This window comes from Rhodovastum atsumiense (assembly GCF_937425535.1).
GTDB lineage: Bacteria > Pseudomonadota > Alphaproteobacteria > Acetobacterales > Acetobacteraceae > Rhodovastum > Rhodovastum atsumiense.
Genome location: NZ_OW485601.1, coordinates 3903255 through 3925182 on the forward strand (window position 1 = coordinate 3903255; position 21928 = coordinate 3925182).

Annotated in this window: 21 protein-coding genes; 9 read left to right on the forward strand and 12 right to left on the reverse strand. The window is 70.2% G+C overall.

The genetic code is table 11. The features are described 5' to 3' along the window. The first annotated feature begins 195 nt into the window (after positions 1-195). Genes NBY65_RS17785 through NBY65_RS17805 form a run of 5 tightly spaced genes read left to right on the forward strand, consistent with a single transcriptional unit; the run spans position 196 to position 6737 of the window. The gene (locus NBY65_RS17785) at positions 196-1794 is read left to right on the forward strand and encodes an ABC transporter substrate-binding protein (RefSeq protein ID WP_150043056.1); all 1599 of its coding nucleotides are present in this window, start codon (positions 196-198) and stop codon (positions 1792-1794) included. Continuing rightward, on the forward strand, positions 1791-2783 hold the full coding sequence (locus tag NBY65_RS17790) for an ABC transporter permease (protein ID WP_150043055.1): 993 nt from the start codon (positions 1791-1793) through the stop codon (positions 2781-2783). The genes NBY65_RS17785 and NBY65_RS17790 overlap by 4 nt, the downstream gene beginning before the upstream one ends. Further along, positions 2780-3661 carry an ABC transporter permease gene (locus NBY65_RS17795; RefSeq protein WP_150043054.1) on the forward strand — a complete coding sequence of 294 codons (882 nt, stop codon included), beginning with the start codon at positions 2780-2782 and terminating at the stop codon, positions 3659-3661. The genes NBY65_RS17790 and NBY65_RS17795 overlap by 4 nt, the downstream gene beginning before the upstream one ends. Continuing rightward, the gene (locus tag NBY65_RS17800; protein ID WP_203330619.1) at positions 3658-5394 is read left to right on the forward strand and encodes a dipeptide ABC transporter ATP-binding protein; all 1737 of its coding nucleotides are present in this window, start codon (positions 3658-3660) and stop codon (positions 5392-5394) included. The genes NBY65_RS17795 and NBY65_RS17800 overlap by 4 nt, the downstream gene beginning before the upstream one ends. Further along, on the forward strand, positions 5373-6737 hold the full coding sequence (locus tag NBY65_RS17805; protein WP_150043052.1) for an LLM class flavin-dependent oxidoreductase: 1365 nt from the start codon (positions 5373-5375) through the stop codon (positions 6735-6737). The genes NBY65_RS17800 and NBY65_RS17805 overlap by 22 nt, the downstream gene beginning before the upstream one ends. Positions 6738-6823: 86 nt before the next feature. Here NBY65_RS17805 and NBY65_RS17810 read toward each other — a convergent pair whose 3' ends face one another. Genes NBY65_RS17810 through NBY65_RS17835 form a run of 6 tightly spaced genes read right to left on the reverse strand, consistent with a single transcriptional unit; the run spans position 6824 to position 12739 of the window. Beyond that, entirely contained in the window at positions 6824-7906 is a 1083-nt protein-coding gene (locus tag NBY65_RS17810) for a uroporphyrinogen decarboxylase family protein (protein ID WP_150043051.1), read from the reverse strand. Between the two features lie 10 nt (positions 7907-7916). Beyond that, the gene (locus NBY65_RS17815) at positions 7917-8999 is read right to left on the reverse strand and encodes a uroporphyrinogen decarboxylase family protein (protein ID WP_150043050.1); all 1083 of its coding nucleotides are present in this window, start codon (positions 8997-8999) and stop codon (positions 7917-7919) included. Then, positions 8920-10725 carry an ASKHA domain-containing protein gene (locus NBY65_RS17820; protein WP_150043049.1) on the reverse strand — a complete coding sequence of 602 codons (1806 nt, stop codon included), beginning with the start codon at positions 10723-10725 and terminating at the stop codon, positions 8920-8922. The genes NBY65_RS17815 and NBY65_RS17820 overlap by 80 nt, the downstream gene beginning before the upstream one ends. A 3-nt stretch (positions 10726-10728) precedes the next feature. After that, complete coding sequence (locus NBY65_RS17825) at positions 10729-11763, reverse strand: uroporphyrinogen decarboxylase family protein (RefSeq protein ID WP_150043048.1); 1035 nt, start codon at positions 11761-11763, stop codon at positions 10729-10731. A gap of 26 nt (positions 11764-11789) precedes the next feature. Continuing rightward, a complete protein-coding gene (locus NBY65_RS17830; RefSeq protein WP_150043047.1) occupies positions 11790-12464 on the reverse strand; it encodes a corrinoid protein in 675 nt (224 codons plus the stop codon). 29 nt (positions 12465-12493) lie between these two features. Continuing rightward, complete coding sequence (locus NBY65_RS17835; RefSeq protein ID WP_150043046.1) at positions 12494-12739, reverse strand: 4Fe-4S binding protein; 246 nt, start codon at positions 12737-12739, stop codon at positions 12494-12496. A 355-nt stretch (positions 12740-13094) separates the two neighbouring features. Between NBY65_RS17835 and NBY65_RS17840 the strand changes: the two genes are divergently transcribed. After that, a complete protein-coding gene (locus NBY65_RS17840) occupies positions 13095-14141 on the forward strand; it encodes an ABC transporter substrate-binding protein (protein ID WP_150043045.1) in 1047 nt (348 codons plus the stop codon). 166 nt (positions 14142-14307) lie between these two features. Beyond that, the gene (locus NBY65_RS17845) at positions 14308-15468 is read left to right on the forward strand and encodes a DUF4384 domain-containing protein (RefSeq protein WP_150043044.1); all 1161 of its coding nucleotides are present in this window, start codon (positions 14308-14310) and stop codon (positions 15466-15468) included. 45 nt (positions 15469-15513) lie between these two features. Here NBY65_RS17845 and NBY65_RS17850 read toward each other — a convergent pair whose 3' ends face one another. The 5 genes from NBY65_RS17850 to NBY65_RS17870 form a co-directional block, all read right to left on the reverse strand. Further along, positions 15514-16149 (reverse strand): OmpA family protein, encoded by a 636-nt coding sequence (locus NBY65_RS17850; protein ID WP_162530735.1) that lies wholly within the window; start codon positions 16147-16149, stop codon positions 15514-15516. Positions 16150-16473: 324 nt separating this feature from the next. Next, the gene (locus tag NBY65_RS17855) at positions 16474-16986 is read right to left on the reverse strand and encodes a hypothetical protein (protein WP_150043042.1); all 513 of its coding nucleotides are present in this window, start codon (positions 16984-16986) and stop codon (positions 16474-16476) included. Between the two features lie 47 nt (positions 16987-17033). Continuing rightward, entirely contained in the window at positions 17034-17399 is a 366-nt protein-coding gene (locus tag NBY65_RS17860) for a hypothetical protein (protein ID WP_150043041.1), read from the reverse strand. A 36-nt stretch (positions 17400-17435) separates the two neighbouring features. Continuing rightward, entirely contained in the window at positions 17436-17882 is a 447-nt protein-coding gene (locus NBY65_RS17865) for a hypothetical protein (RefSeq protein WP_150043040.1), read from the reverse strand. A 97-nt stretch (positions 17883-17979) separates the two neighbouring features. Then, a complete protein-coding gene (locus NBY65_RS17870) occupies positions 17980-18576 on the reverse strand; it encodes a hypothetical protein (protein WP_150043039.1) in 597 nt (198 codons plus the stop codon). Between the two features lie 229 nt (positions 18577-18805). Between NBY65_RS17870 and NBY65_RS17875 the strand changes: the two genes are divergently transcribed. After that, complete coding sequence (locus NBY65_RS17875; RefSeq protein WP_150043038.1) at positions 18806-19252, forward strand: hypothetical protein; 447 nt, start codon at positions 18806-18808, stop codon at positions 19250-19252. A gap of 45 nt (positions 19253-19297) precedes the next feature. Here the strand turns inward: NBY65_RS17875 and NBY65_RS17880 are convergent, their stop codons facing one another. Then, a complete protein-coding gene (locus tag NBY65_RS17880) occupies positions 19298-20002 on the reverse strand; it encodes a Crp/Fnr family transcriptional regulator (protein WP_162530734.1) in 705 nt (234 codons plus the stop codon). 257 nt (positions 20003-20259) lie between these two features. Between NBY65_RS17880 and NBY65_RS17885 the strand changes: the two genes are divergently transcribed. Continuing rightward, positions 20260-21834 (forward strand): DUF4384 domain-containing protein, encoded by a 1575-nt coding sequence (locus NBY65_RS17885; protein WP_150043036.1) that lies wholly within the window; start codon positions 20260-20262, stop codon positions 21832-21834. Positions 21835-21928 lie beyond the last annotated feature (94 nt).

Consider the following 21928-nt stretch of genomic DNA (forward strand, 5'->3'; position numbering starts at 1 on the left):
CATACGTGGAATTTAGAATTATACATAATACAACGTATTTAGCTATCCGCAACCGTCGCGCGCCTGTGCCCCTGTCTGTGCCCTGACCGAATCCCGGAGAAGATCGTGGCCCCGTTCCCCCATGCCTGGCATCCCCGTGACCCGCACGGCTCGCAGCACCGCGCCCGGGCGCCGGAAGGATGCCGAAGCCGGAGGATGGCGGCCCTGTTCGGGCTGGTCGCGGCGATCGGCGCCGGCGCGGCCGCGCAGGCCGCCGAACCGGCACACGGCGGCACGATCCAGTACGGGCATGAACAGGAGGGTCCGTGCCTGCTGGGCGGCTGGATCCAGCAATGGTACCTGCAGCGGCAATACGCCGACAACCTGGTCTCGCGCGATGCCGACGGCCGCATCGTGCCCTGGCTCGCCACCTCCTGGACGATTTCCGGCGACCGCAGGACCTACACCTTCCAGCTTCGCCCCGGCGTGGCCTTCACCGACGGCACCAAGCTGGACGCGCAGGCGGTGGTGGACAACATCGCCATCTGGTTCGATGCCGATCCGGCGCGGCGCAACAACGCCGCCACCTTCTACTTCAAGGACCGCTTCGTCTCCGCCCGCGCCACCGCGCCGCTGACCCTGCAACTGGATCTGAACGCCCCGTACGAGCCGCTGCTGACGGTGCTGTCGCACGCCACCTTCGGCATCCTCTCGCCCACCGCGCTCGCGCGCGGCGTGGCGGCGAACTGCGAGCAGCCGATCGGCTCCGGGCCGTTCATCGTCGATAAGTGGAACCGCGGCCAGAACGTGCAGTTCCGGCGCAATCCCGCCTACAACTCCGCGCCGGCGAATGCGCGCCACCAGGGACCGGCCTATGCCGAGCGGCTGGTGTGGAAGTTCCTCAAGGATCCGACGCTGCGCTACGGTTCGCTGCTCAGCGGCGAATCCAACGTGATCTACGACGTGCCCGCGGTGGCGTGGGAGGAAGCCAACAAGCGCTTCCACGTCATCCGCCATCTCACTGGCGGCACGCCGCTGCGCTTGCAGCTCAACACGGAATTCCCGCCCTTCGACGACATCCGCGTCCGCCGCGCCTTCGCCCATGCCGCCGACCGCAGGCGGGCGGTGGAGGTGTCCTTCCTCGGCGCCGCGCCCTTCGAAGGCAACGCCGCGCTGAGCCAGAGCGCCCCCGATTACGCGAAGGACCTCGCCGACGCCTATCCCTACGACCCGGCGCTGGCCGGGCGGCTGCTGGACGAGGCCGGCTGGACCGCGCGCGACGCCGACGGCATCCGTCTCAAGGACGGCCGCAAGCTGACGGTGCGCATCGCCTACGGCGCCGGCTACAACATCACCTCGGACGGCGCGCAGGCGCTGCAGATCATCCAGGAACAGGCGCGCGAGGTCGGCTTCGAGGTCGTGCTCCGGCCGACCACGCAGGCGGACTGGCTGGGCGGGAAGAACCGCGGGCCGAAGGAGTTCGAGATCCAGCCGGCCTACTGGACCGCGACCTCGGCCGAGGTGCTGAAGATCGTCTGGCGCCCAGACGACGGCATCACCCGTAACCCCTACAACATCTCGCGCTTCCAGGATCCGCGGCTGTGGACCCTGATCACCGAGGCCGACGCCACCGCCGACGAGGCCAGGCGCCGGCAACTCTACCAGGACGCACAGCGCCTGCTGGTGGACAGCGCGGCGGTGGTCGGCTTCTCGGTGCTGCCGGTCTCGATCGCCTCGCAGCACCGGCTGCGCGACGTGTGGATTTCCTCCGCGGTCGGCGAGCCCGTGTTCCACGACGCCTGGTTCGTGAAATGAGCCCGGCCCCGGACCAGCCCCCGCCGGCCAGGGCCGCGGCGAGGTTGCGCCGCAACCTCGCCTGGGCGTCGCGCAACCTGCTCGGCGGCGTCGCCGTGCTGTGGGCGGCGGCGAGCTTCGCCTTCCTGATCCAGACGCTGCTGCCCGGCGACCGGGCGCTGATCATCATCAACATCGCCTCCGGCAACCTCACCAACCCGACCCAGGCCGAGATCGACCTGGTCAACGCCCAATACGGATTCTCCGATCCGCTGATCGTGCAGTACGCCCGCTACATGCTGGGCCTGCTGCAGGGCGATTTCGGCGTTTCCTACCAGCAGCACGTGCCGGTGCTGCGCATCATCGCCGCCCAGATCGGCCCGACCATCGAGCTGTCCTTCGCCGCCCTCGGCATCGCCTGGGTGATCGCCATCGGGCTGACCGTGCTCACCGCCGGGCGCGACGGCCCGGTCTCGCGCGGCGCCGCCAACCTGCAGATCGTCATGGCCACGCTGCCGCCCTACTGGATCGGCACCATCATGCTGGTGCTGTTCGCGGTGACGCTGCGGCTGTTTCCGGTGGAAGGCAGCGGCACGCTGATCGGGCTGGTGCTGCCGGCGGTGTCGCTGGCGATCCCGCTCGCCGGCTTCATTGGCGAGGTGATCCAGGCCGAATTCACCCGCGTGCTGGAACAGCCCTTCGTCACCTCCTCGCGCACCCGCGGCATGAGCGACCTGGGCGTGCGGCTGCGCCACGTGCTGCGCCACGCCATCCTGCCCGGGGTGACGCTGTCGGGCTGGGCGATCGGCAAGCTGTTCTCGGGCGCGGTGCTGGTCGAGGCGGTGTTCGCCCGCCCCGGCCTCGGCGGGGTGCTGGTCACCGCCACCTCGGCCCGCGACATCCCGGTGGTCACCGGCATCGTCGTGCTCTCGGCGGCGATCTTCGTCGTCGCCAACCTGCTGGTCGATCGCGCCTACCTGGTCATCGACCCGAGGATCAAACTGGCATGAGCGGTTCCCTCGCGATCCTGCACGGCGTCGTCGTGCCGCGGCTGCGCACGACGATCGCGATCACCGGCAGCGTCCCCATCAGCGTCTACGCCGCCGCCGCGGTGGTGGCCTTCTTCCTGGTGGCGGCGCTGGCGCCGTCGCTGCTGCAGACCCACGGCGCCTTCAGGCTCGATCTCGGCGCCACGCTGCAGCCGCCCTCCTTCGCGCATCTGCTGGGCACCGACCAGGCCGGGCGCGACCTCTATTCGCGCATCATCAAGGGCACCGGGCAGTCGCTCAGCATCGGCCTCGGCGCCACCGCGGTCAGCATGACCATTGCCATCCTGCTCGGCGTCGCTGCCGGGCTGGCCGGGCGACTGGCCGACACCGCGATCAGCCGCTGCCTCGACGTGCTGCTGTCCTTCCCCACGCTGTTCCTGGCGCTGCTGCTGGTCGCCGTGTTCGGCACCAGCGTGACCACGCAGATGCTCGCGGTCGGCATCGGCACCGCGCCCGGCTATGCGCGCATGATCCGCGGCCAGGTGCTGGCGGTGCGCGGCTCGGGCTATGTCGAGGCGGCGGTGGCGCTCGGCCATCCCTATCACCGCATCGTCCGCCGCCACATCTTTCCCAACGCCATGCGGCCGCTGGTGGTGATGATGACGCTGGGCGTCGGGCAGGCGATCATCTGGGCCTCCGGCCTTGCCTTCCTCGGCCTCGGCGTGGCGCCGCCCTCGCCGGAATGGGGCGCGCTGCTCGATGCCGGGCGCGCCTATGTCACCCGCGCCTGGTGGCTGGAACTGATGCCGGGCCTGGCCATCGTCGCCTTCGCCCTCTCGGTCACGGTGATCGGGCGGCACCTGCAGGACCGGCTCGAAGGCAAGGTGTCGCTGGCATGACCGCGTCCCATCCGGTCGCGGCGTCCGCCAGCGAGCTGCTGCGCGTATCCGGGTTGCGCGTCTCCTTCGGCCGCGACGTGCCGGCGGGCACGGCGGTGAAGGGCGTGTCCTTTTCCCTCGCGCCGGGGCGCTGCCTTGCCATCGTCGGCGAATCCGGTTCCGGCAAAAGCGTCACCGCGCGCTCCCTGGTCGGGCTGGCCGGGCGCAATTCCTTCGTCCACACCGATGGATTCCGCTTCGCCGGCCAGGATGTCTCCCGCTTCGCCGAGCGCGACTGGCGCCGCCTGCGCGGCCGGCAGATCGGCTTCGTGCTTCAGGACGCGCTGGTCTCGCTCGATCCGCTGCGCCCGGTCGGCCAGGAGATCGGCGAAGGGCTGCTGCTGCACGGCGCCGTGCGCGACCGCGCCGAACTGGCCGAGCGGGTGACCGCGCTGCTGCGCCTGGTACACGTGCCGGAGCCGGAGCTGAAGGCCCGGCAATTGCCGCACGAGCTCTCCGGCGGGCAGCGCCAGCGTGCGCTGATCGCGGCGGCGCTGGCGCTCGATCCGCGCCTGCTGGTCGCCGACGAGCCGACCACCGCGCTGGACGTGACCGTGCAGCGCCAGGTGCTCGACCTGCTGGAGGAGACGCGTGCTCGCGGCAAGGCACTGATCATCATCAGCCACGACCTCGCGGTGGTGTCGCGCATGGCCGACGACGTGCTGGTCATGCGCCATGGCGAGGTGGTGGAACGCGGCCCCGCCGCGCAGGTCTTCGCCGATCCACGCCATCCCTACACACGGCAATTGCTCGACGCCGTGCCCTCGGCGCATGCGCGCGGCGCCCGGCTTGCCCCCGCCTCGGCGCGGCGGCTGGCGGCGACCGCGATGGGCCGTGCGCCCGCGCCGCCCGATCCCGCGCCGGATGGCCCGCTGCTGCGCGCCGAGGGCCTGGTCAAGCGCTTCCGCGGTCCCGACCGCGTCCTGCGCACCGTGGTGCGCGGCGTTTCCTTCGAGCTGCAGCGCGGCGAAACGCTGGGCATCGTCGGTGAATCCGGATCAGGCAAATCCACCGTCGCCCGCATGGCGCTCGCCCTCGACCTGCCCGACGAAGGCGCGGTGACGCTACACGGCCAGCCCTGGACGCGGCTGAGCGAACGCGAGCGGCGGCCGCGGCGACGCACCATCTCCTTCGTCTACCAGGATCCGCTCAGCTCCTTCGATCCGCGCTGGACGGTCGGACGGATCCTCGACGACGCCCTGCCTTTCACCGAACCGACGGCGGCGGCCCGGCAGGAGCGTATCACGGACCTGCTCGATCTCGTTGGCCTGCCTGCCGCCACGCAGGCGCGGCGCCCGTTGGAATTGTCAGGCGGGCAACGCCAGCGCGTTGCCATCGCCCGCGCCATCGCGCCCCGCCCGGCGGTGATCGTCTGCGACGAGCCGGTCTCGGCGCTCGACGTGTCGATCCAGGCGCAGATCCTCGATCTGCTTGCCGATCTCAAGGCGCAACTTGGCGTGTCCTACCTGTTCATCTCCCACGACATCGGCGTGGTGCACCACCTCAGCGACCGGGTGCTGGTGATGAGCGAGGGGCAGGTGGTCGAGGCGGGGGAAGTCGACGAGGTGTTCCTCCGCCCGCAGCACCCCTACACCCGCCAGCTCGTCGCCGCGGTGCCACGCCTGCGGGTGCAGCCGGCGGATCACTCTCCCCACCGCAGCAAGGAACGTCCATGGCCCGCCATATCCGACTGAATGCCTTCGACATGAACTGTGTCGGCCACATCCAACACGGATTGTGGACGCATCCCCGCGACCGCTCCGACGAATACAACACGCTCGGCTACTGGCAGCACCTGGCGCGCACCGCCGAGCGCGGCCTGTTCGACGGCATCTTCCTTGCCGACATCCTCGGCGTCTACGACGTCTACCGCGGCAGCGCCGACGCGGCGATCCGCAACGCCGTGCAGATCCCGCTCAACGACCCGACCCTGCTGGTGCCCGCCATGGCGGCGGTGACACAGCACCTCGGCTTCGGCGTCACCGCCAACCTCACCTACGAGCCGCCCTACCTGTTCGCGCGGCGGATGTCGACGCTCGATCACCTGACCGGCGGCCGGGTCGGCTGGAACATCGTCACCGGCTATCTCGACAGCGCCGCCCGTGGCCTGGGACTCACCGTCCAGCCTGCCCATGACAGCCGCTACGACGTCGGCGACGAATACATGGAGGTCGTCTACAAGCTGTGGGAAGGCAGCTGGGAGGCGGACGCGGTGCTGCGTGACCGCGCCGCGCGCGTCTTCGCCCGCCCCGAGAAGCTGCACCGCATCGTGCACCAGGGCCGCCACTTCACCCTCGACGCGGTCCACCTGAGCGAGCCCTCGCCGCAGCGCACGCCGGTGCTGTACCAGGCGGGGTCCTCCACGCGCGGCCGCATCTTCGCCGCCCGCCATGCCGAATGCGTGTTCGTCAGCGGACAGACCCGCGCCAACACGCGCGGCCTGGTCACGGATCTCCGCGAGCGCGCCGCCGGATTCGGCCGCGATCCCGCCGGCATCACCATCTTCGCCGGCGCCACCGTGGTGGTCGCGCCCACCGGCGCGGAAGCACGCGATCTGCTGGAGGAATACCGTTCCTATGCCAGCGTCGAAGGCGCGCTGGCGCATTTCTCCAGCTCCACCGGGGTGGATTTCTCCCGCTACGACCTCGACGAGCCGATCCAGTACCGGCCGACCGACGCGAACGTCTCGGCCCTGGAGGCGATCACCACCCGCAGCGCCGAGCCCTGGACGCTGCGCCGGCTGATCGACCAGATGGTGCTGGGCAGCCGCACCCGGCCGATCGTCGGCTCGCCGGTCGAGGTTGCGGACGAGCTGCAGGCCTGGGTTGCCGAGACCGGTGTGGACGGCTTCAATCTCAGCCGCACCGTGACGCCGGAAAGCCTGGAAGCCTTCGTCGATCTCGTGGTGCCGGAATTGCAGAACCGCGGGGTCTTCAAGACGGAGTACGCGCCGGGGACGTTGCGGGAGAAGCTGCAGGGGCCGGGGCGGGCGCATTTGCCGGCGGAACACGTCGGAGCTTCGTTTCGGAAGGTTTGAAGATGCACGGCGGGTTCCAAGGGCGAAGCCCTTGGTGGAGGTGCAGGAGGCGAAGCCTCCTGCCGGGGCCGGGGCAGCGCCCCGGATCAGGCGGCGAACCGTGCCGGATCCAGCGGGTACCGCCCATACACCCGCGCCGCGTTCACCAGCGCGTGGACATTGGCCGGCGGTGAGTTGACCGGCAGCCCGCAGCCGACCGAGAGGATGAATCCCTTCGGCGTATCCCAGGCCTTGCGCAGGCATTCCTTCACGTTCTCTTCGACGATCTGTGGCGTTCCCAGATACATGCTGTCGGTAGGCCGGACATTGCCGGAGAGGGTAATGCGGTCGCCCACCGCCGCCTTCGCTTCGGCGAGATCGATGACGTCATCGAGCGACAGCGACCCCGCGCCGGTCTCTGCCATGTCCTGCCAGATACGGTTGGTCTTGCCGCAGATATGCAACACCGGCGCCCGCCCGGTCAGTGCCACGATTTCCTGGATCAGCCGCCGTTCATAAGGCAGCGCGAATTCGCGGTACACCCGCGCGCTGACCACGGTCCCGGAGGCCACCGGGTCGGCGAGGTTGAAGCCGATCGGCAGTGATGCCGCCGCGCGCACGAAGCCCAGCATGATGTCGAGCGAATACTCCAGCAACTGCCGGGCGAAATCGGGATCGCGGGTGATGTCGCGCAGGAACTGCTCGGTGCCGCGCAGGTTGGCCGCGGTGGTGAACGGCCCGCCGATCGCCGCCGCCACCGGCACTTCGGCACCCACCTCCTCCACCAGCAATGCCAGTGCTTCCAGGAACAGCGGCAGGCGGCCGGAGCGGTGTGGATCGACCTGCGGCAACCGCTCGAAATCGGAGGGGAGCTTCACCGCGGGTTCGGCCACGAAGGGGTTGGAGGCTTCGGGAAAGGCCAGCTTGCTGCCGGCGGCTTCAGCGAATCCGGGCAGGCTGGGTCCCACCGCGACGCCGTCATGGCCGTAGCGGCGATAGGCGGCGATCTGGCCGCGCGCCATCAACCCGGGGGAGTGGTTGTATTCGGCCGTGCTCACCCCCAGCACCAGCGCCGCGTGGTCGCTGAGCATGGCGCTGCAGGGAATCCGGTCATAGGCTTCGCCGGCCCGGAAGGCACGCAGCCGTTCGAGCGGGGTCATGCTGTCGCGCGGGGGAGCGGAGTCGGTCATCGCGGGTCCTTCAGGCGGCGAAGCGTTCCGGGTCGTAGGGCCATTGCCCGTAGCGCCGGGCTGCCGCGACCAGGGCGTGCAGGTTTTCAGGGGGCGTGCGGATCGGCAGGCCGCAGCCCATGGCCAGGACGAAGCCCTTCGGCGTATCCCAGGCTTGGCGCAGGCATTCCTTGACGTTGTCCTCCACGGTCCGTGGCGTGCCGAGCAGCATCGTGGCGGTGGGGCGGATATTGCCGGTCAGCGTGATCCGGTCGCCCACCTGCCGCCGGGCCTCTGCGAGGTCGATGACGTCGTCGAGCGAGAGAGCGCCGGCGCCGGTTTCCGCCATGGCCTGCCAGTTGCGCGTGCTGTTGCCGCAGACATGCAGCACCGGCCGCCGGCCGGAGGCGGCGACGATGCCGTCGATCAGGCGTTGCTGGTAGGGAAAGGCGAAATCCCGATACAGCGCCGGGCTGATCAGGCTGCCCGAGGACATCGGGTCGGTGATGGTGAAGCCGACCGGCAGCTTCGCCGCCTCGCGCACGAAGGCCAGGATCAGCGACAGCGCGAACTCCAGCAGCCGGTGGGCGAAGTCCGGATCGGTGCGCAGGTCGCGCAAAAACCGGTCCGGGCTGCGCAGGTTGCTCGCGGTGCTGACCGGCCCGCCCACCCCGGCCGAGACCGGCACCTCGTCGCCGAGTTCGTCGACCAGCCGGGCCAACGCCTCCAGGTAGTGCGGCAGCCGTCCGTCGCGGCGGGGATCGGGCAAGGCAAGGCGGTCGAGGTCGGATTTTTCGGTCACGACGTACTCGGCGACATAGGGCGTGCTCGCTTCCGGCAACACCACCTTGCTGCCGGCCGCTTCCACCAGCCCGGTCGAGCCCGGCCCGACGCCCACCGAGTCATGGCCATAGCGGCGATAGGCGGCGATCTGGCCGCGCGCCAGCAGCGATCCCGAGCGGTTGTACTCCGCCGTGCTTACCCCCAGCACCAGCGCCGCGTGCTCGGAGAGCATCGGCACGCAGGGGATGCGGTCAAAGGGCCTGCCGGCGGCCAGCGCCGCCATCCGTTGCTTCGGCGTCAGGGTATCGGCGGGGAAGGTGGTATCGCTCATGCGGATCCTCGACCAGGGTGATCCCCGCCGCGGCGGGGATGGGCGGAGGGCGGCGGGGCGCGGGAAAGGCCATGGCGCGGACGAAGCTGTCGGTGAAATGCGGGTCGGTGGCCAGCTCCACCGATTCAATCCTGGCGGTGACGGCGCGCAGCGCGGCGCGGGCCTCGGCATTGAGCAGCAGCGCCTCGGCGCCGGTGCGCGCGGTGTTGCCGACATGCGTGATGCGGCCTTCGAGTTCGGGCGGGAACAGGCCGAGCGCGATCAGGCTGTGCGGGCTGACATGGGCGCCGAAGGAGCCGGCCACCAAAGCGCGGTCGAGATCGGCGGCGACCAGGCCGTTGCGGCGCAGCAGCGTGTCGATGCCGGCGCGCACCGCCGCCTTGGCCAGTTGCACCTGGCGGATGTCGCCCTGGCTGAGCCAGACCTCGTCGGCGAGGAAGAAGGCCGGCCGCACCGCGCGCGGGCGCAGGCGGGCGCGCAGCGGCGGCGGCAGCGCGGCGGGATCGCGCGCCAGCCGGCCGGACCCGTCGACCACGCCCAGCTCCACCATTGCCGCCACCGCGTCCAGCAGGCCGCTGCCGCACAGCCCGGCCGGGGCGGCGTCGTCGATAGTGGCGATGGCGATGTCGTCGCCGACATGGCGCACCCGCTCGATCGCGCCGGCGGCGGCGCGCATGCCGCAGGTGATGTTCATGCCTTCAAAGGCAGGACCGGCGGCAGTGGAGGTGGCCTGCAGCCGGCCGTCGCGCGCCAGCACCATTTCGCCGTTGGTGCCGATGTCGACGAACAGCGTGGTGCCGGGCCACGCGGCGAGGTCGGTGGCGAGCAGCCCCGCGGTGATGTCGGCGCCGACGAAACCGGAGATCAGCGGCGGGAAATAGACCTGTCCGCACCCGGCGACGCGCAGGCCGAGATCCGCGGCGGGGCGGTGCTCGTCGCCTTTCAGTGCCGGGGTGTAGGGGAAGCGGCCGAGCGATTCCGGGCTGACGGCGGCGACGAGGTGCATCATGCAGGTGTTGCCGGCAACCACCACTTCGTAGATGCGCCGGCGCGGGATGCGCGCCTCGGCGGCGAGCAGGCCGATCAGGCGATCGATCTCGGCGGTCAGCTCGCCGTGCAGCCGGGCCAGGCCGTCCGGCCGGCTGGCGAACTGCACGCGCGAGAGCACGTCCTGGCCATGCCGCACCTGCGGATTGAGCGCCGAGGCCGCACCCACCCGCGCCCCGGTGCCGAGATCGAGCAGCGAGGCGACCAGCGTGGTGGTGCCGACATCCACCGCCACGCCGTAGCTGCGGGTGGTGCTGTCGCCCGGTTCCTCGGCGAGCGGACGGCCTTCCAGCGTCACCATGGTGACGCGGCGCACCGGATCGAACTGCTTGTCGAGCGGCGGGCGCAGCGGCAGGTCGCGGCGCACGCCGTCTTCCAGGATGCGCAGGCCGCGCTCCCCGGCGCCGGGCAGCACCACCTCCAGGTCGCCCTCGGCGAGGGTGCCGCACAGCAGCACCCAGCCGTCCGACAGTTGCGTGGGCGTGAGGTCGCGCGTGGTGACGAGGCGCGCCCGCGCGCGGCTGGCCGGGGTGAGCTGCACCCGGCACTTGCCGCAGGTGCCCGATCCGTTGCATGGCGCCTCCAGCCGCACCCGTGCCCGCCGCGCGGCATCGAGCAGGCTGTCGCCGGGGGCGATCTCGGCATGGAGTCCGGCGGGGGAGAAGGTGACGACCGGCATGGCTCAGGCGGTCCGCACGGATTTCACCACGCCGGTGAGGGCCTGGATGTTGGCAAGCCCGGTCGAGGTGGAAAGTCCGCAGGCAGGAGCGATGATGTTGACGCCGTCGCGCACCAGGTGCTCGGTATTGCGTGCCACCTTGCCGGGGTCGCCGAATTCCAGCAGCGCGGTGCTGACATTGCCCATGGTGGTGATGCCCGGGAAATCCTGCTTCAGCCGCGGCAGGCTGACCTTGGCATCGACGCTGATGGCATCGGCCCGGATCTCGGCGAGCGCGGCGCGGCTGCGGCTCATGTCGCCGCAGATATGCACGATCACCGGCAGCCCGCGCGCATGCACGGCGTCACAGAGCTGGTTGATGTAGCGCACAGCGAAACCGCGGAACAGCGTCGGGCCGAGGATCTCGCCGGTGGCGGTGGGATCGCCGATGGCGATGACGTCGGCGCCGGCCTCGCTCACGGCTTCGGCGTAGGCCACCAGCAGGCGGGTGACGTAGTCGAGCACGCGATGGGCCTCGCGGGGCCGTGTGCGCAATTCCTTGAGGAACCCCAGCGGATCGACCACCGCCGCGGCGGTGCTGACCGGGCCGGAGAGGCTGGCGATCACCGGGATGTCGGGATGACGGCGGCGCAGATGCCAGGCCGCCTGCACCACCGTGCCGATGCGCCCGCTCTGCACCAGCCGGCGCACGTCCTGCACCTCGACCTCGGTGCAGGAGGCGTGCGCCTCGGCGGCGATCTTCGGTTCGCAGGCGAGCGTGCCGGGATCGATGCGGCTGCCCAGCACCTCGGGTTCGACGGTCATGCAGAAGGGCACGCCGATATTCTCGAATCCGGTCGCTTCGTGCACGCGTCCGGCCAGCGTCGCCATGGCCTCGGCGGAGAAATGCGCCGCCGGCAGGCGTGGCGCGTCCTTTTCCTCCATCACGCCCACCACGGCGGCGTTCATCATGCCGCCGGTGCAGATCACCGGCGGACGGTCGACCGTCCGGCCGGACAGCACCCGGTCGAGGCGTTCCTTCGGGGCCAGGTCATGCATCGTGGCGGCTCTCCCGGGTGGGGGGATCAGGCGGCGGCGACCAGGCCGGTCAGCCGCCGTGCCAGTTGCACCGCCTGCGCGGCGCGGGGGGCGTAGCCATCGGCGCCGATGCGCTCGGCGAAATGCTGGGAGATCGGCGCGCCGCCGACGATTACCTTGAAGCGTTCCCGGATGTGGCCGGCTTCCAGCAGCCGCACCACCTGCGCCATCTGCTCCATGGTGGTGGTCATCAGCGTGGACAGCGCGATCAGGTCGGCGCGGACTTCCACGGCACGATCGATGAAATTCTGCGCCGGCACGTCGCGGCCGAGGTCGAACACCTCGAAGCCCGCGGCTTCCAGCATGATGCGCACGAGGTTCTTGCCGATGTCGTGGGTGTCGCCCTGCACCACGCCGATCACCACGCGCCGCCCATGCCCGGCCTGTTCATTGCGGATATGCGGGCGCAGCACCGCGAGCCCGGCATACATGGCATCCGAGGCGATCAGCAGTTCCGGGACGAAATACTCCTCTTCATCGAACAGCGTGCCGGCGCGGTTCATGCCGGCGATCAGCCCTTCCTCGATGGCGGTCCAGGCATCGAGGCCGCGGGCGATGACCTGTTCGGCCAGTTGCACGGTGAGCGCTTCGTCGAGCTCGAGCACGGCGGTCGCCAGGGCCTCGTGCAGGGCCTGCGGGGAGGCGGGAAGGCTGTCGGGCATGGCGGGATCCGGGGACGGGGGGAAGGGGATCAGCGGGGGCGGAAACTGGCGATGCCGTCGGCCAGGGTGATCCAGCCATGCGGGCAGGCGCTGATGCAGGCGCCGCAGCCGCCGCAGTCATCGGGCGCGATGGCGATGGAGGCGCCAAGGTAGCGGATGGCGTCGTTGTAGCAGGAATTGGCGCATTCGGCGTCGCAGGCGGGGCAGCCCGTGCCGGCGGCCTGTTGCGGTGTGGCGGGCGTGGCGCGGCCGGACGGCAAAATGGCTTGAGACATGGGGCAGGGGTCCTTGCAGTGCGGGTCGGCGCGGGGGCGGTGGGTGTGGGGACTGCCACTGCCGTCGCGTGGCGGCCGGCGCGGAACGGGAGTGGCGCCGACGGTCGGTGTCAGATTAAACGATCAACATGAGTGGTCAATCATAAATGCGCACGAATGACCGTGGTGAATGTCGCCCATGGCGCGAGACTGGATCGAAAACACATATTATGAACGTGTAAAGCGATTGACTCCGATTCTGGAATGTATGAAATTGCCGGTCCGCACGATCAGGATGCGACCCGTCGTTCGGCCCCCCTTGCGCGAATGCGTGGCCAGGGACCGGAGCTTTTCCGCTCGATCACGAGGCAGCACGATGACCGGGATTTCGCCAGGCAGCGACAGCCGGATTCCATTCACGGGGCGGCGTGCGCTGCTGCGCGGCGCGGCGGGGCTGTTGCCCGTGCTGGTCCCCGCCGCGCCGGCACTGGCCGCGCCGGCGTTGGTGACGAAGCGCGAGAAGATCACCTTCGTCTGGTTCCAGGCGGCGCTGTGCCTGGTGGCGATCGGGGTCGCGCAGCGCGAGGGGCTGTTCGAGCGCAACGGGCTGGAGGTGGAATTCCTGCAGGCCGGCGGTGACATCGCGCCGATCCTGGAGGCGCTGGCGATGGGCAAGGCCGATGCCACCTCGCATTTCCTGCTGCGCTTCATGAAGCCGCTGGAGGCGGGGTTCGATGCCCGCCTGACCGCGGGGCTGCATGCCGGCTGCTTCTTCCTGGTGGCCTCGCGCGAGGCCGGCATCGGCACGTTGCAGGATCTGCGCGGCAAGCGCATCGGCATGGCCGATCTCGGCAGCCCGATGAAGATGCTGTTCGAGATCCACCTGCAGCGCAACGGCGTGCCGCTCGACAGCATCACCTGGCGACAGTTCCCCTCCGACGTGTTCGCGATCGCGGCGGAGAAGGGCGAGATCGATGCCTTCGCCGATGTCGATCCGAACGCCTATTACGCGGTGCGGCGCAGCCGGGGGAAGCTGTTCGTGCTGGCCGCCAACGGCAGCGGCGAGCTGGCGAACCATGCCTGTTGCGGCCTGCTGCTGAGCGGGCGCCTGATCCGCGAGCGGCGGCCGGTCGCCGCCGCGCTGACCCGCGCGCTGACCGAGGCGGCGTTGTTGGTGGGGCGCGACAATCCGGCCGCGGTGGCCTCGGCGCAGCAATTCTCGCCCAAGCAGGCGAAGCCCGAGGAACTCGGGGAGATGATCGCCGGCTATCCGCACACCGAGCAACTGGCGGTCACCGGCGCGGCGCTGCGCCGGCACGTGCTCTATCACGCCCAGGGGCTGAAGGAGACCGGCGTGCTGAAGCCGGGCACCGATCCGGCCCGCTTCACCGAGCGCGTCACCGTCGACGTGCTGGCCGGCTGATCACTTCGGGCGGCCGGGCCTGCGGGGAGGATCCCGTCCGGATATCCGGATCGCGGCAAAATCTTGACGCTGTTCTTTATTGTATTTATCAAACGTTTCATTGAACGAGCCCTGTTCAAAAGGGTGAAGAGTCACGATTGTCCTGCAACTTTGCGGTGGGTTGCCGGTGGGTCATTTTCCCTGGGCCGTGGCCCGGCATCCCCGCCGGCGCGGGTGTCGTGTCGCATCCCTCGGGGCGCTGGCGCTGTTCCTGCTGCTGGCGGGGGCGGGGCGCGCCGCGCGGGCGGAAGAAGCAGTGCTGCTGGGCACTACCGCGCCCGGCTACCGGCCCGGGATGGTGATCGCCGCCACCGCCGTGCTCGTCCTGCCGGACGGGGCGAGCATGACCCTGCTGTTCCGCTCCGGCCAGATGCTGAGGTTGCGCGGGCCGTTCACGGGATCGCTCGAACGGGTGCAGCGGCCGGAAGACAAGCTGGATGCCTTCACCCTCGCCGACCTGTTCCGGCTGCAGGGCGTGGATGCCACGGTGATCGGCGGCACCCGGACATGGCGGGCCGGCGGGCCGGGGATCGTGCGGATCGATCCGCGACGATCGGCGACCTATTGCCTCGGTCGCGCCGACCCGGTGCGGATCGGCCGCCCGCCGGATGACGGCAGGGCCTACCGGCTGCAGTTCCGCACCGGCCAGCGGGCGCTCGCCTGGCCGGGGAATGCCGAACAGATCGATTGGCCCGACGATGTGCCGATCCGCGACGGCGATCGCTTCGCCTTCACCGCCAATGGCGTGCCACAGGCCACCATCGGCCTGCGGAGGCTCGATCAGGATTTCGTGTCGGAGACGGCCTGGATCGCCGCCGGGGTGCTGGCAGGCTGCCAGGAGCAGTTCGATGCCCGGCTGCGCCAGCTCGCGCGCGCGACGATCCCACCCGAACTCTGGCTGACCAGCACGCGCGGCCGCAGCCCGAGCTATCGGCCGGGGGAGTCGATCCGGTTGCAGGCGCAGGCGGACATCGATGGCTTCCTCTATTGCCTTGCCCGTTCCGACGATCGCAGCGTCGTGCCGATCCTGCCCAGGGGCGGCGGGGCAGAAAGCGCGCCGTTGCGGGCCGGGGTGGCGTTGTCCATCCCGGGCGGGCCATCCGGTCCGCAACTGCGGGCGGGCGTGGCGGGAACCACGTGGATCACCTGCTGGTTGACCGATCGCGACCGCTGGCCGGAATGGTCGCATCTGGTGTCCGGCCCGCTGGCGACGGATCCCGATGCCGTGTTCAGCGGCTTCGACGGGCGGCCGGCGCTGAAGGCGGAGCTGACGCTGCGGGTGCAGTGACGGAGGGAATGGCGGCCGGCGCGCGGATCCTTGCGCGCCCCGGCGTCAGATATTGCGGAACCGGAACTCGACCCTGCGGTTGGCGCCGTTGGCCGGATCATCCTGCAGCAGCGGCCGGGTCGGCCCCTTGCCCACGGCGCTGAGGCGACTGGCGGCGATGCCGTATTGCGCGACCAGGGCGTCCCGCACCGCGATCGCCCGGCGTTGGGAGAGTTGCATGTTGTAGCCGCGCGAACCGGTCGAATCGGTGTGGCCTTCGATGACCAGCTCCATCTGCGGCAGTTGCGCCAGCAGGTCCGCGACCGGCCGGATGAAGTCCAGCAGCCTCGGTTGGATCGCCGCGGAGTTGAGATCGAACGGGATGCGGATGCCGACGGCGCGTTCGATGTCCTGGCGCGGTGAGGGCTCGGCCGGCGGTGCCGCGGCGGCCTGGGCCGGTTGCGCCGGGCGGGTGGGGCGGGCGGGGGCGGCGGCCTCGGGGGGCGTGAGGACGATGGAGCGCGTTCTCGACGGCAGACGAATCCCCAGGGCGGTGGCCAGGTCCTGGACGCTCGGCGGCTGGTCGAAGGTGACCATCTGTCCGGCGTGCAACCGGGCCGCCGGCATGCCCGCAAGCGTGGCGGCCGCCACGAGCAATATCGGCAGCCTCGCCGGCCCGGGGCGGCCGTGTCGGGTGGTCATCCCGCGATCTCCTTCCTTGCGCCGTCGTGATGATAGCCGTGGTGCGGGGGGCGGGGACGGGGAAACGCACCGGCATGGGAACAATACATGCGGCGCGGGCAGGCCCTGTCCTCCGTCCCCGCATCGGCCCGAGCTTTCGGTTGACAGCGGAACGGATGCGGGCGCATGTTTTCTGTGCACGGGCTCCGCCAACCGCCTGATCAGCATCTGGCAAGAAGACGTGCTTCCGGGTCGTTTCGGCCCGGCAGGATCGGTCCCGGCCGGGGTAGCTCCCCGGCCGTTGTCGTTTCTGCCCTGGCCGGGCGCATCATCCGGGCCACTGTCTCATTGGCCGGCAGACCGCGCCCGTCCCGTCCGCTGCACCACGTTTCCGGAGGGATCGACGACGTTGACGATGCTTCCGGGGGTCGGCTGCCCGTTGGTGACCTGCTGCAACGCGACCGGGCCGCTGCCGGAGATCCCCTGCTGCAGTTGGATGACGTTGCCGCTGCCTTCGGTGATCGCGACCGGTCCCTCGAAGCGGTTGACCACGATGCGCGGACGTGGCCGGCCGAAGGCGACGCCCCCGTCGCCGCCACGCGGCTGCACGCTGGCCGCGAGCGGTACGCCGAAGCTGAAGCCGGCCAGGTAGCCCGCATCCCCGCGCACCCGCGTGATCATCCCCTGGTGGCGCTGGCCACGCAGGGTGGCCGCGTGGGCCTGCTGCACGTCGCGCGCTGTGATGGTCATCGGGCTGAAGGGCAGCGACCGGCCCAGGGACAGCCCGCCGGTTTCCTGCGCGGCGGCGGGAAGGGCCATGGCGAGGCAGGCAAGGATGGTGATCGGCAGCCGGCACATCGGATGAATCTCCAGGCGGGATCAGCGGGCGTCGCGGCAAGGTGAGATCAGCGTGGCGGCAGTGGGGTCCTGTCGAGCCGTGGCGTCCAGGGCCGGTCGCGCCGCGGTGGCGGGGGCGTCGGCGGCCCGTCCTGGTCGTCGATGTCCGGTCCCGCGTCATCGGCATCCGCATCGGTGTCGCGGGGCTGCAGCCGGCCCTGGCCGCCTGTCGTGCCGAAGGACTGGACCACGGCGCCGTCGCCGCTCGCGCAGACGGTGCGGCCGTTGATGGTCTGGCAGCTCACGCCACCCGATCCCACGCAGTTCACGTTGCCGTTGACCGCGCTGCAGCGCAGCGACGTCGCCGTCGTGGCAGGCGGCAGGGCCAACGCGGCGGGCAGCACGAGGCAGAGAACGCGCAAGCAGGCCGTCATGAATGCCTCCTCTGGAACATCACCGGCGGCATGGTCTCAACGGCCGATCTGGCCGAGCAGGCGCTGGGTCGCCGCCGTGCGTGTCCCGGCGCCGATATTGACGCCGCGAACGACATTGGTGGAGCCGAGCAGGCCGGATGGCATGCGGGCACTGATGCTCTGCTCGGCGACCGAGCCGTTGCCGAGCCCGAGATTGACCCCGGCCGTCACCTGGGTGCTGACCAGGGGGCGGCAGCCTGTGTCCTGCGATACCAGTTGCTGGCGGGCCTGCGCGCCGGTGGCGAGGGCACGGTTCACCCCGACCGCGACATTAGTTTTCGAAAGCGGGCAACCGCGTTCGAGGGAACCGATCCGCTCCATCGTCGTGACCGGCCCCATGCCGATCCCGCGCGGGCGCACGCCGCCGGCTTCCTGCGCCGTGGCCGGGGGGGCGGGGGTGGCGAGCAGGCCGAGCGCGACGAGGGCGGTCATCGCACGGAACATGACGCATTCCTCTTCGTGTCCACTGCGTGCATTCCTCTGCGTGTCCGGGCCGGATGCGGCCCTGGCGCCGGGGCGGGGACAGGGCCGTCGGGATGGGTCACTGCCCGCCGATCGTCACGACCTGCTGGCCGGCGTAGGAACCGCGCCCGAGCGCGGCGTTGCGGTTGGCGCCACCGGCGGTGAGGGTGCGCCCGGCCCCGGCGGCACCGCCCATCGTCAGGATCTGCTGGTCGGCCTGCGAGAACCGGCCGGCGGCGAGATTGCTGTTGAAGCCGCCATTGGCGATGGACTGGCCGCGACCGAACGCCGTGCCGCCGAGGGTGGTGACCGATTGGCTGGCGGTGCTGCCGAAGCCGCGGGCGACGTTGCTGTTCAGGCCGCCATTGGCGATCACCCGTCCACGCCCGTAGGCGGTGCCGCCGGTGGTGGTGACATCCTGTGTCGCGAGGCTGAGCGCGCCGGCCGCCACGTTGCGGTTGAAGCCGCCATTGGTGATCGCCTGGCCCCGCCCGAACGCCGCGCCGCCGACCGTGGTGATTGCCTGGCCGGCCTGGCTCCGCACCCCTGCGGCGGTGTTCACGTTGCCGCCGCCGCGGGTGATCGAGATGCCGCCGACATCCTGGGCCGCGGCCGGGGGGGCGATGGCGACGATCAGGCCGAGAGCGGCGAAGCCGGAGAGGAACATGCTGCGCATTGTCGGGACCTTCCCTGTTCTGTCTGCGGCCGGCCCCTGCCGGGACCGGTGATGCGTTCGATGGCAGGGATCCTGGACCGATCGCGCCGCGGCCGCTGTGAAGCGGGCCACAGGCGCAACGGTTTTTTCGCCGGTCGCGGTGCGGGGCCGGCGCTGTGGTCGGGTTCACAGCCGGGGAAGCCGCATCATCCTATGCTGGATCCCCCAGACCGAGAGGGAGGACCCTGCCATGCCGCGCCTCCGCCGTGCACGACCGGGCCTGATCGCCATCGCCGTCGTCCTGCTCGGTGGTGGGATCCCGCCGGCACCGGCCACGGCGGCGGTCGTGAAAGAAGCAGACAGGCGGCCGACGGAACAGGCCATGCCCGAGCGCGGCGGGGTGCGGATCAGCCACCCAGGGCGCGCCCGCGAGGTGTTGCTTTGCTCGCCGTCCTTGTTCGCATCCCCGCTTCCCGCCTGGTCGTGGTATCCCCGGCCCGTGGCGCGTGGCGGGGCAGCGCGATGGTACGGGCCTGGCATGCCGGGCATCGTCCTGCGCCCGGTGATCCCGCGCTGGCCACCCGGATGGCAGTCGCCCGCTCTCTATGGCCCCGCCATTGCCTTTCCTGGTCCTGTCTGCCTGTGGCGGCGCGGATGCTGGCCCATGACAGACATGTGGGGGAGGGGCCTGTGGTGAGACAGGGGCATGTGGTGAGACAGGGCCGCGTGTGCCCGGATGGGGTCAGGCATCCAGGGCCGCGATACTCTCCAGCGCATGGCAATCGCGGATCGTGATCATCCCGCCCTCGATCGCGATGTGGCCGGCCTGCCGCCATTCCCCGAGATAGTGGTTGATGCTTTCGCGGGAGATGCCGATCAGGTTGCCGATCTGGCGTTGCGAGAGGCGGATGTCGAGCAGCATCCCCCCCGCACCCGGGCGTCCGAAGGTCTCGCTCAGCCGCAGCAATCCGCCGGCGAGCCGCGAGGGCGCGTCGCGCAACAGCGTGTCTTCCAGATGCGCGCTGGTCTGGCGCAGGCGCTGGCAGAGTACGGAGAACAGCCGCGCCACCAGCTCGGGGCTGGCCATCAGGAACGGCATGAAGCGGCTGCGTGGCAGGACCAGCACCTCGCAATCCTCGATCGCCACCGCATCGGCCGTGCGCGGGCGGCCGTCGAGCAAGGCGATCTCGCCGAACAGACTGCCCTGGTCGATGAGGTTGAGCACCAGCTCCCGCCCTTCCGAGGAGATGGTGCAGATCTTCACCCGCCCGCGCAACACCGCCATCATGCTGTCGCCGGGATCGCCTTTCTGGAAGATCGTCGCCCCGCGCGCATGCCGTGCCGTGGTCAGGCCGGCGACAAGGCGGCGCAGTTCCTCGGGCTGCAGATGCCGCAGCAGGAAATGCCCTGCCAGCACGCTTTCCCACTCGCCCCGCCCCGGAGCCATGCCCGCTCTCCCACGCATGCATCGCCGAACGCCCGGTGGAACATACCGGATGCCGAATTTTTCAAGAAAGAGGAATTTCAAGACATAAAAAGCAACTTATCGGATTGATCTCCATCGCCTCGGCTGATTGCGCCGGCCGCATGTTGTGCGGTTCATAGCTTGAACCGGAACGATGCGTCATTTCTCATGCGGTCGATCCGTTCCCGAACCAGAGGATGTGGGGCGGTGACGCGATGCCGGCATGGAAGGAATGCAGGATGCAGCCTGGGCTGTGGGGATGGGGCGCACAGGGGCACTCGCGCCGGGGCGTGCAGCGGATGGCGCGCCTGTGCCTGGCCCTGCCGTTGCTGCTCGGGGCCTGCCAGGCCGGGCCGCAGGCGGCCCTCGACGCCGCGCAGCCGCGCACCGCGCCGGTGCGCACGCTCAGCAACTTCAACGAGGCGCTGCGCTGCATGGACGACATGTTCGCAGCCAACGGCAAGCGCGACATCTTCATCACCACCGCCGGCATTCCCGACGCGACCGGGCTGATCGCCGCCGGCACCAAGGAGATGTTCATCAGCGCCGTCTCGCACATGTCCGCCCGCAGCAACGCCTTCCGCTTCGTCGACTTCGACCCCACCCAGATCGACGTGCACGAGCTTCACAAACTGCTCGGCCTGAGCCCGGATTTCGTGGCGCCAAGCTATTATGTCCGCGGCGCCATCACCCAACTCGACAGCGGCGTACTCGCGTCTTCGGTCGGTGGCTCGGTGTCGATGCCGGGGTTCGATATCGCGGCCTCGGCCGACCGCATCATCTCGATCGTCTCGGTCGATCTCAATGTCGGGAAGCTGGTCACGCGGCAGATCCTGCCGGGCATTTCCGCGAACAACACGATCGCGGTGGTGCAGGTCGGCAAGGGCGTCGACACCGGCGGGCTGATCGGCAAGGCCGGGCTGACCTTCAGCGTCTCGCTCGATCGTTCCGAGGGATATGCGCAGGCGGTGCGCAACCTGATCGATCTGTCCACCATCGAGGTGCTCGGGAAGCTGGCCCGGGTGCCGTACTGGGAATGCCTGCACATCGACGCCACCAACCCCGCCTTCCGCACCGAGGCCCGGCAGTGGTTCGACCTGATGGGCAGCGGCGAACGCGAGCGCTTCGTGCGGACAGGGCTGGCCCGCGCAGGTTATCTGGCCGGCGATGGTGCCGACCTTGCCGCCGCGATCGGGCACTACCAGGCCGACAGCGACCTGATTCCCACGGGACGCATCGATTTCGATCTCTATTACCGGCTGCTGGCCAGTGACAAGCGCCCCTCCGGCGCGCCCGCAGCCGTTCCCTCCGCCGCCGCGCCGCCCGCGCCCGATCCGGCCATGCCCGCGCAATCCCCGGCCCCGCCCTCTCCAGCCTTGCCGCCACGGGTCGGGCTCGACAGCGGGCGCGGCCCGCAGCCGGCCTACCGGGTCGGCGAGAGCATCACGTTGCGGGTCCAGCCGGACGCCGATGCCTATGTGTATTGCTACTACCAGGACGCGTCGGGGACGGTCGCCCGGATCTTCCCCAACCGCTTCCAGCCGGATGCCTTCATTCCGGCCAATCAGGCAGTGTCGGTCCCGCCGGCCGGGCAGAGCGGCTTCCGGATCCGGTTCGATCATGCCGGCAGCCGGGAAACCATCCTGTGCCTCGCCGCCGGCCACGAGGTCGGGCTGCGCCTGCCCGATGCGCTGAAGCGGCAGGACCTGGAGCCCTTGCCCGTGCAGGCGCTCGATCAGGTCACCGCCGGCTTCCGCGCCATTCCCGGCGCGGCGGTGGCCGAGACCCGCTTGCCGATCGAGGTGACGCGGTAGGGCGGCGCGGCACGAAAACAACATTTAAAAAGCGTTGATCTGCCGTCCATCAAGTGGCTGGCGCATTTCGCGTTCCGGTAGTATCTATTATATA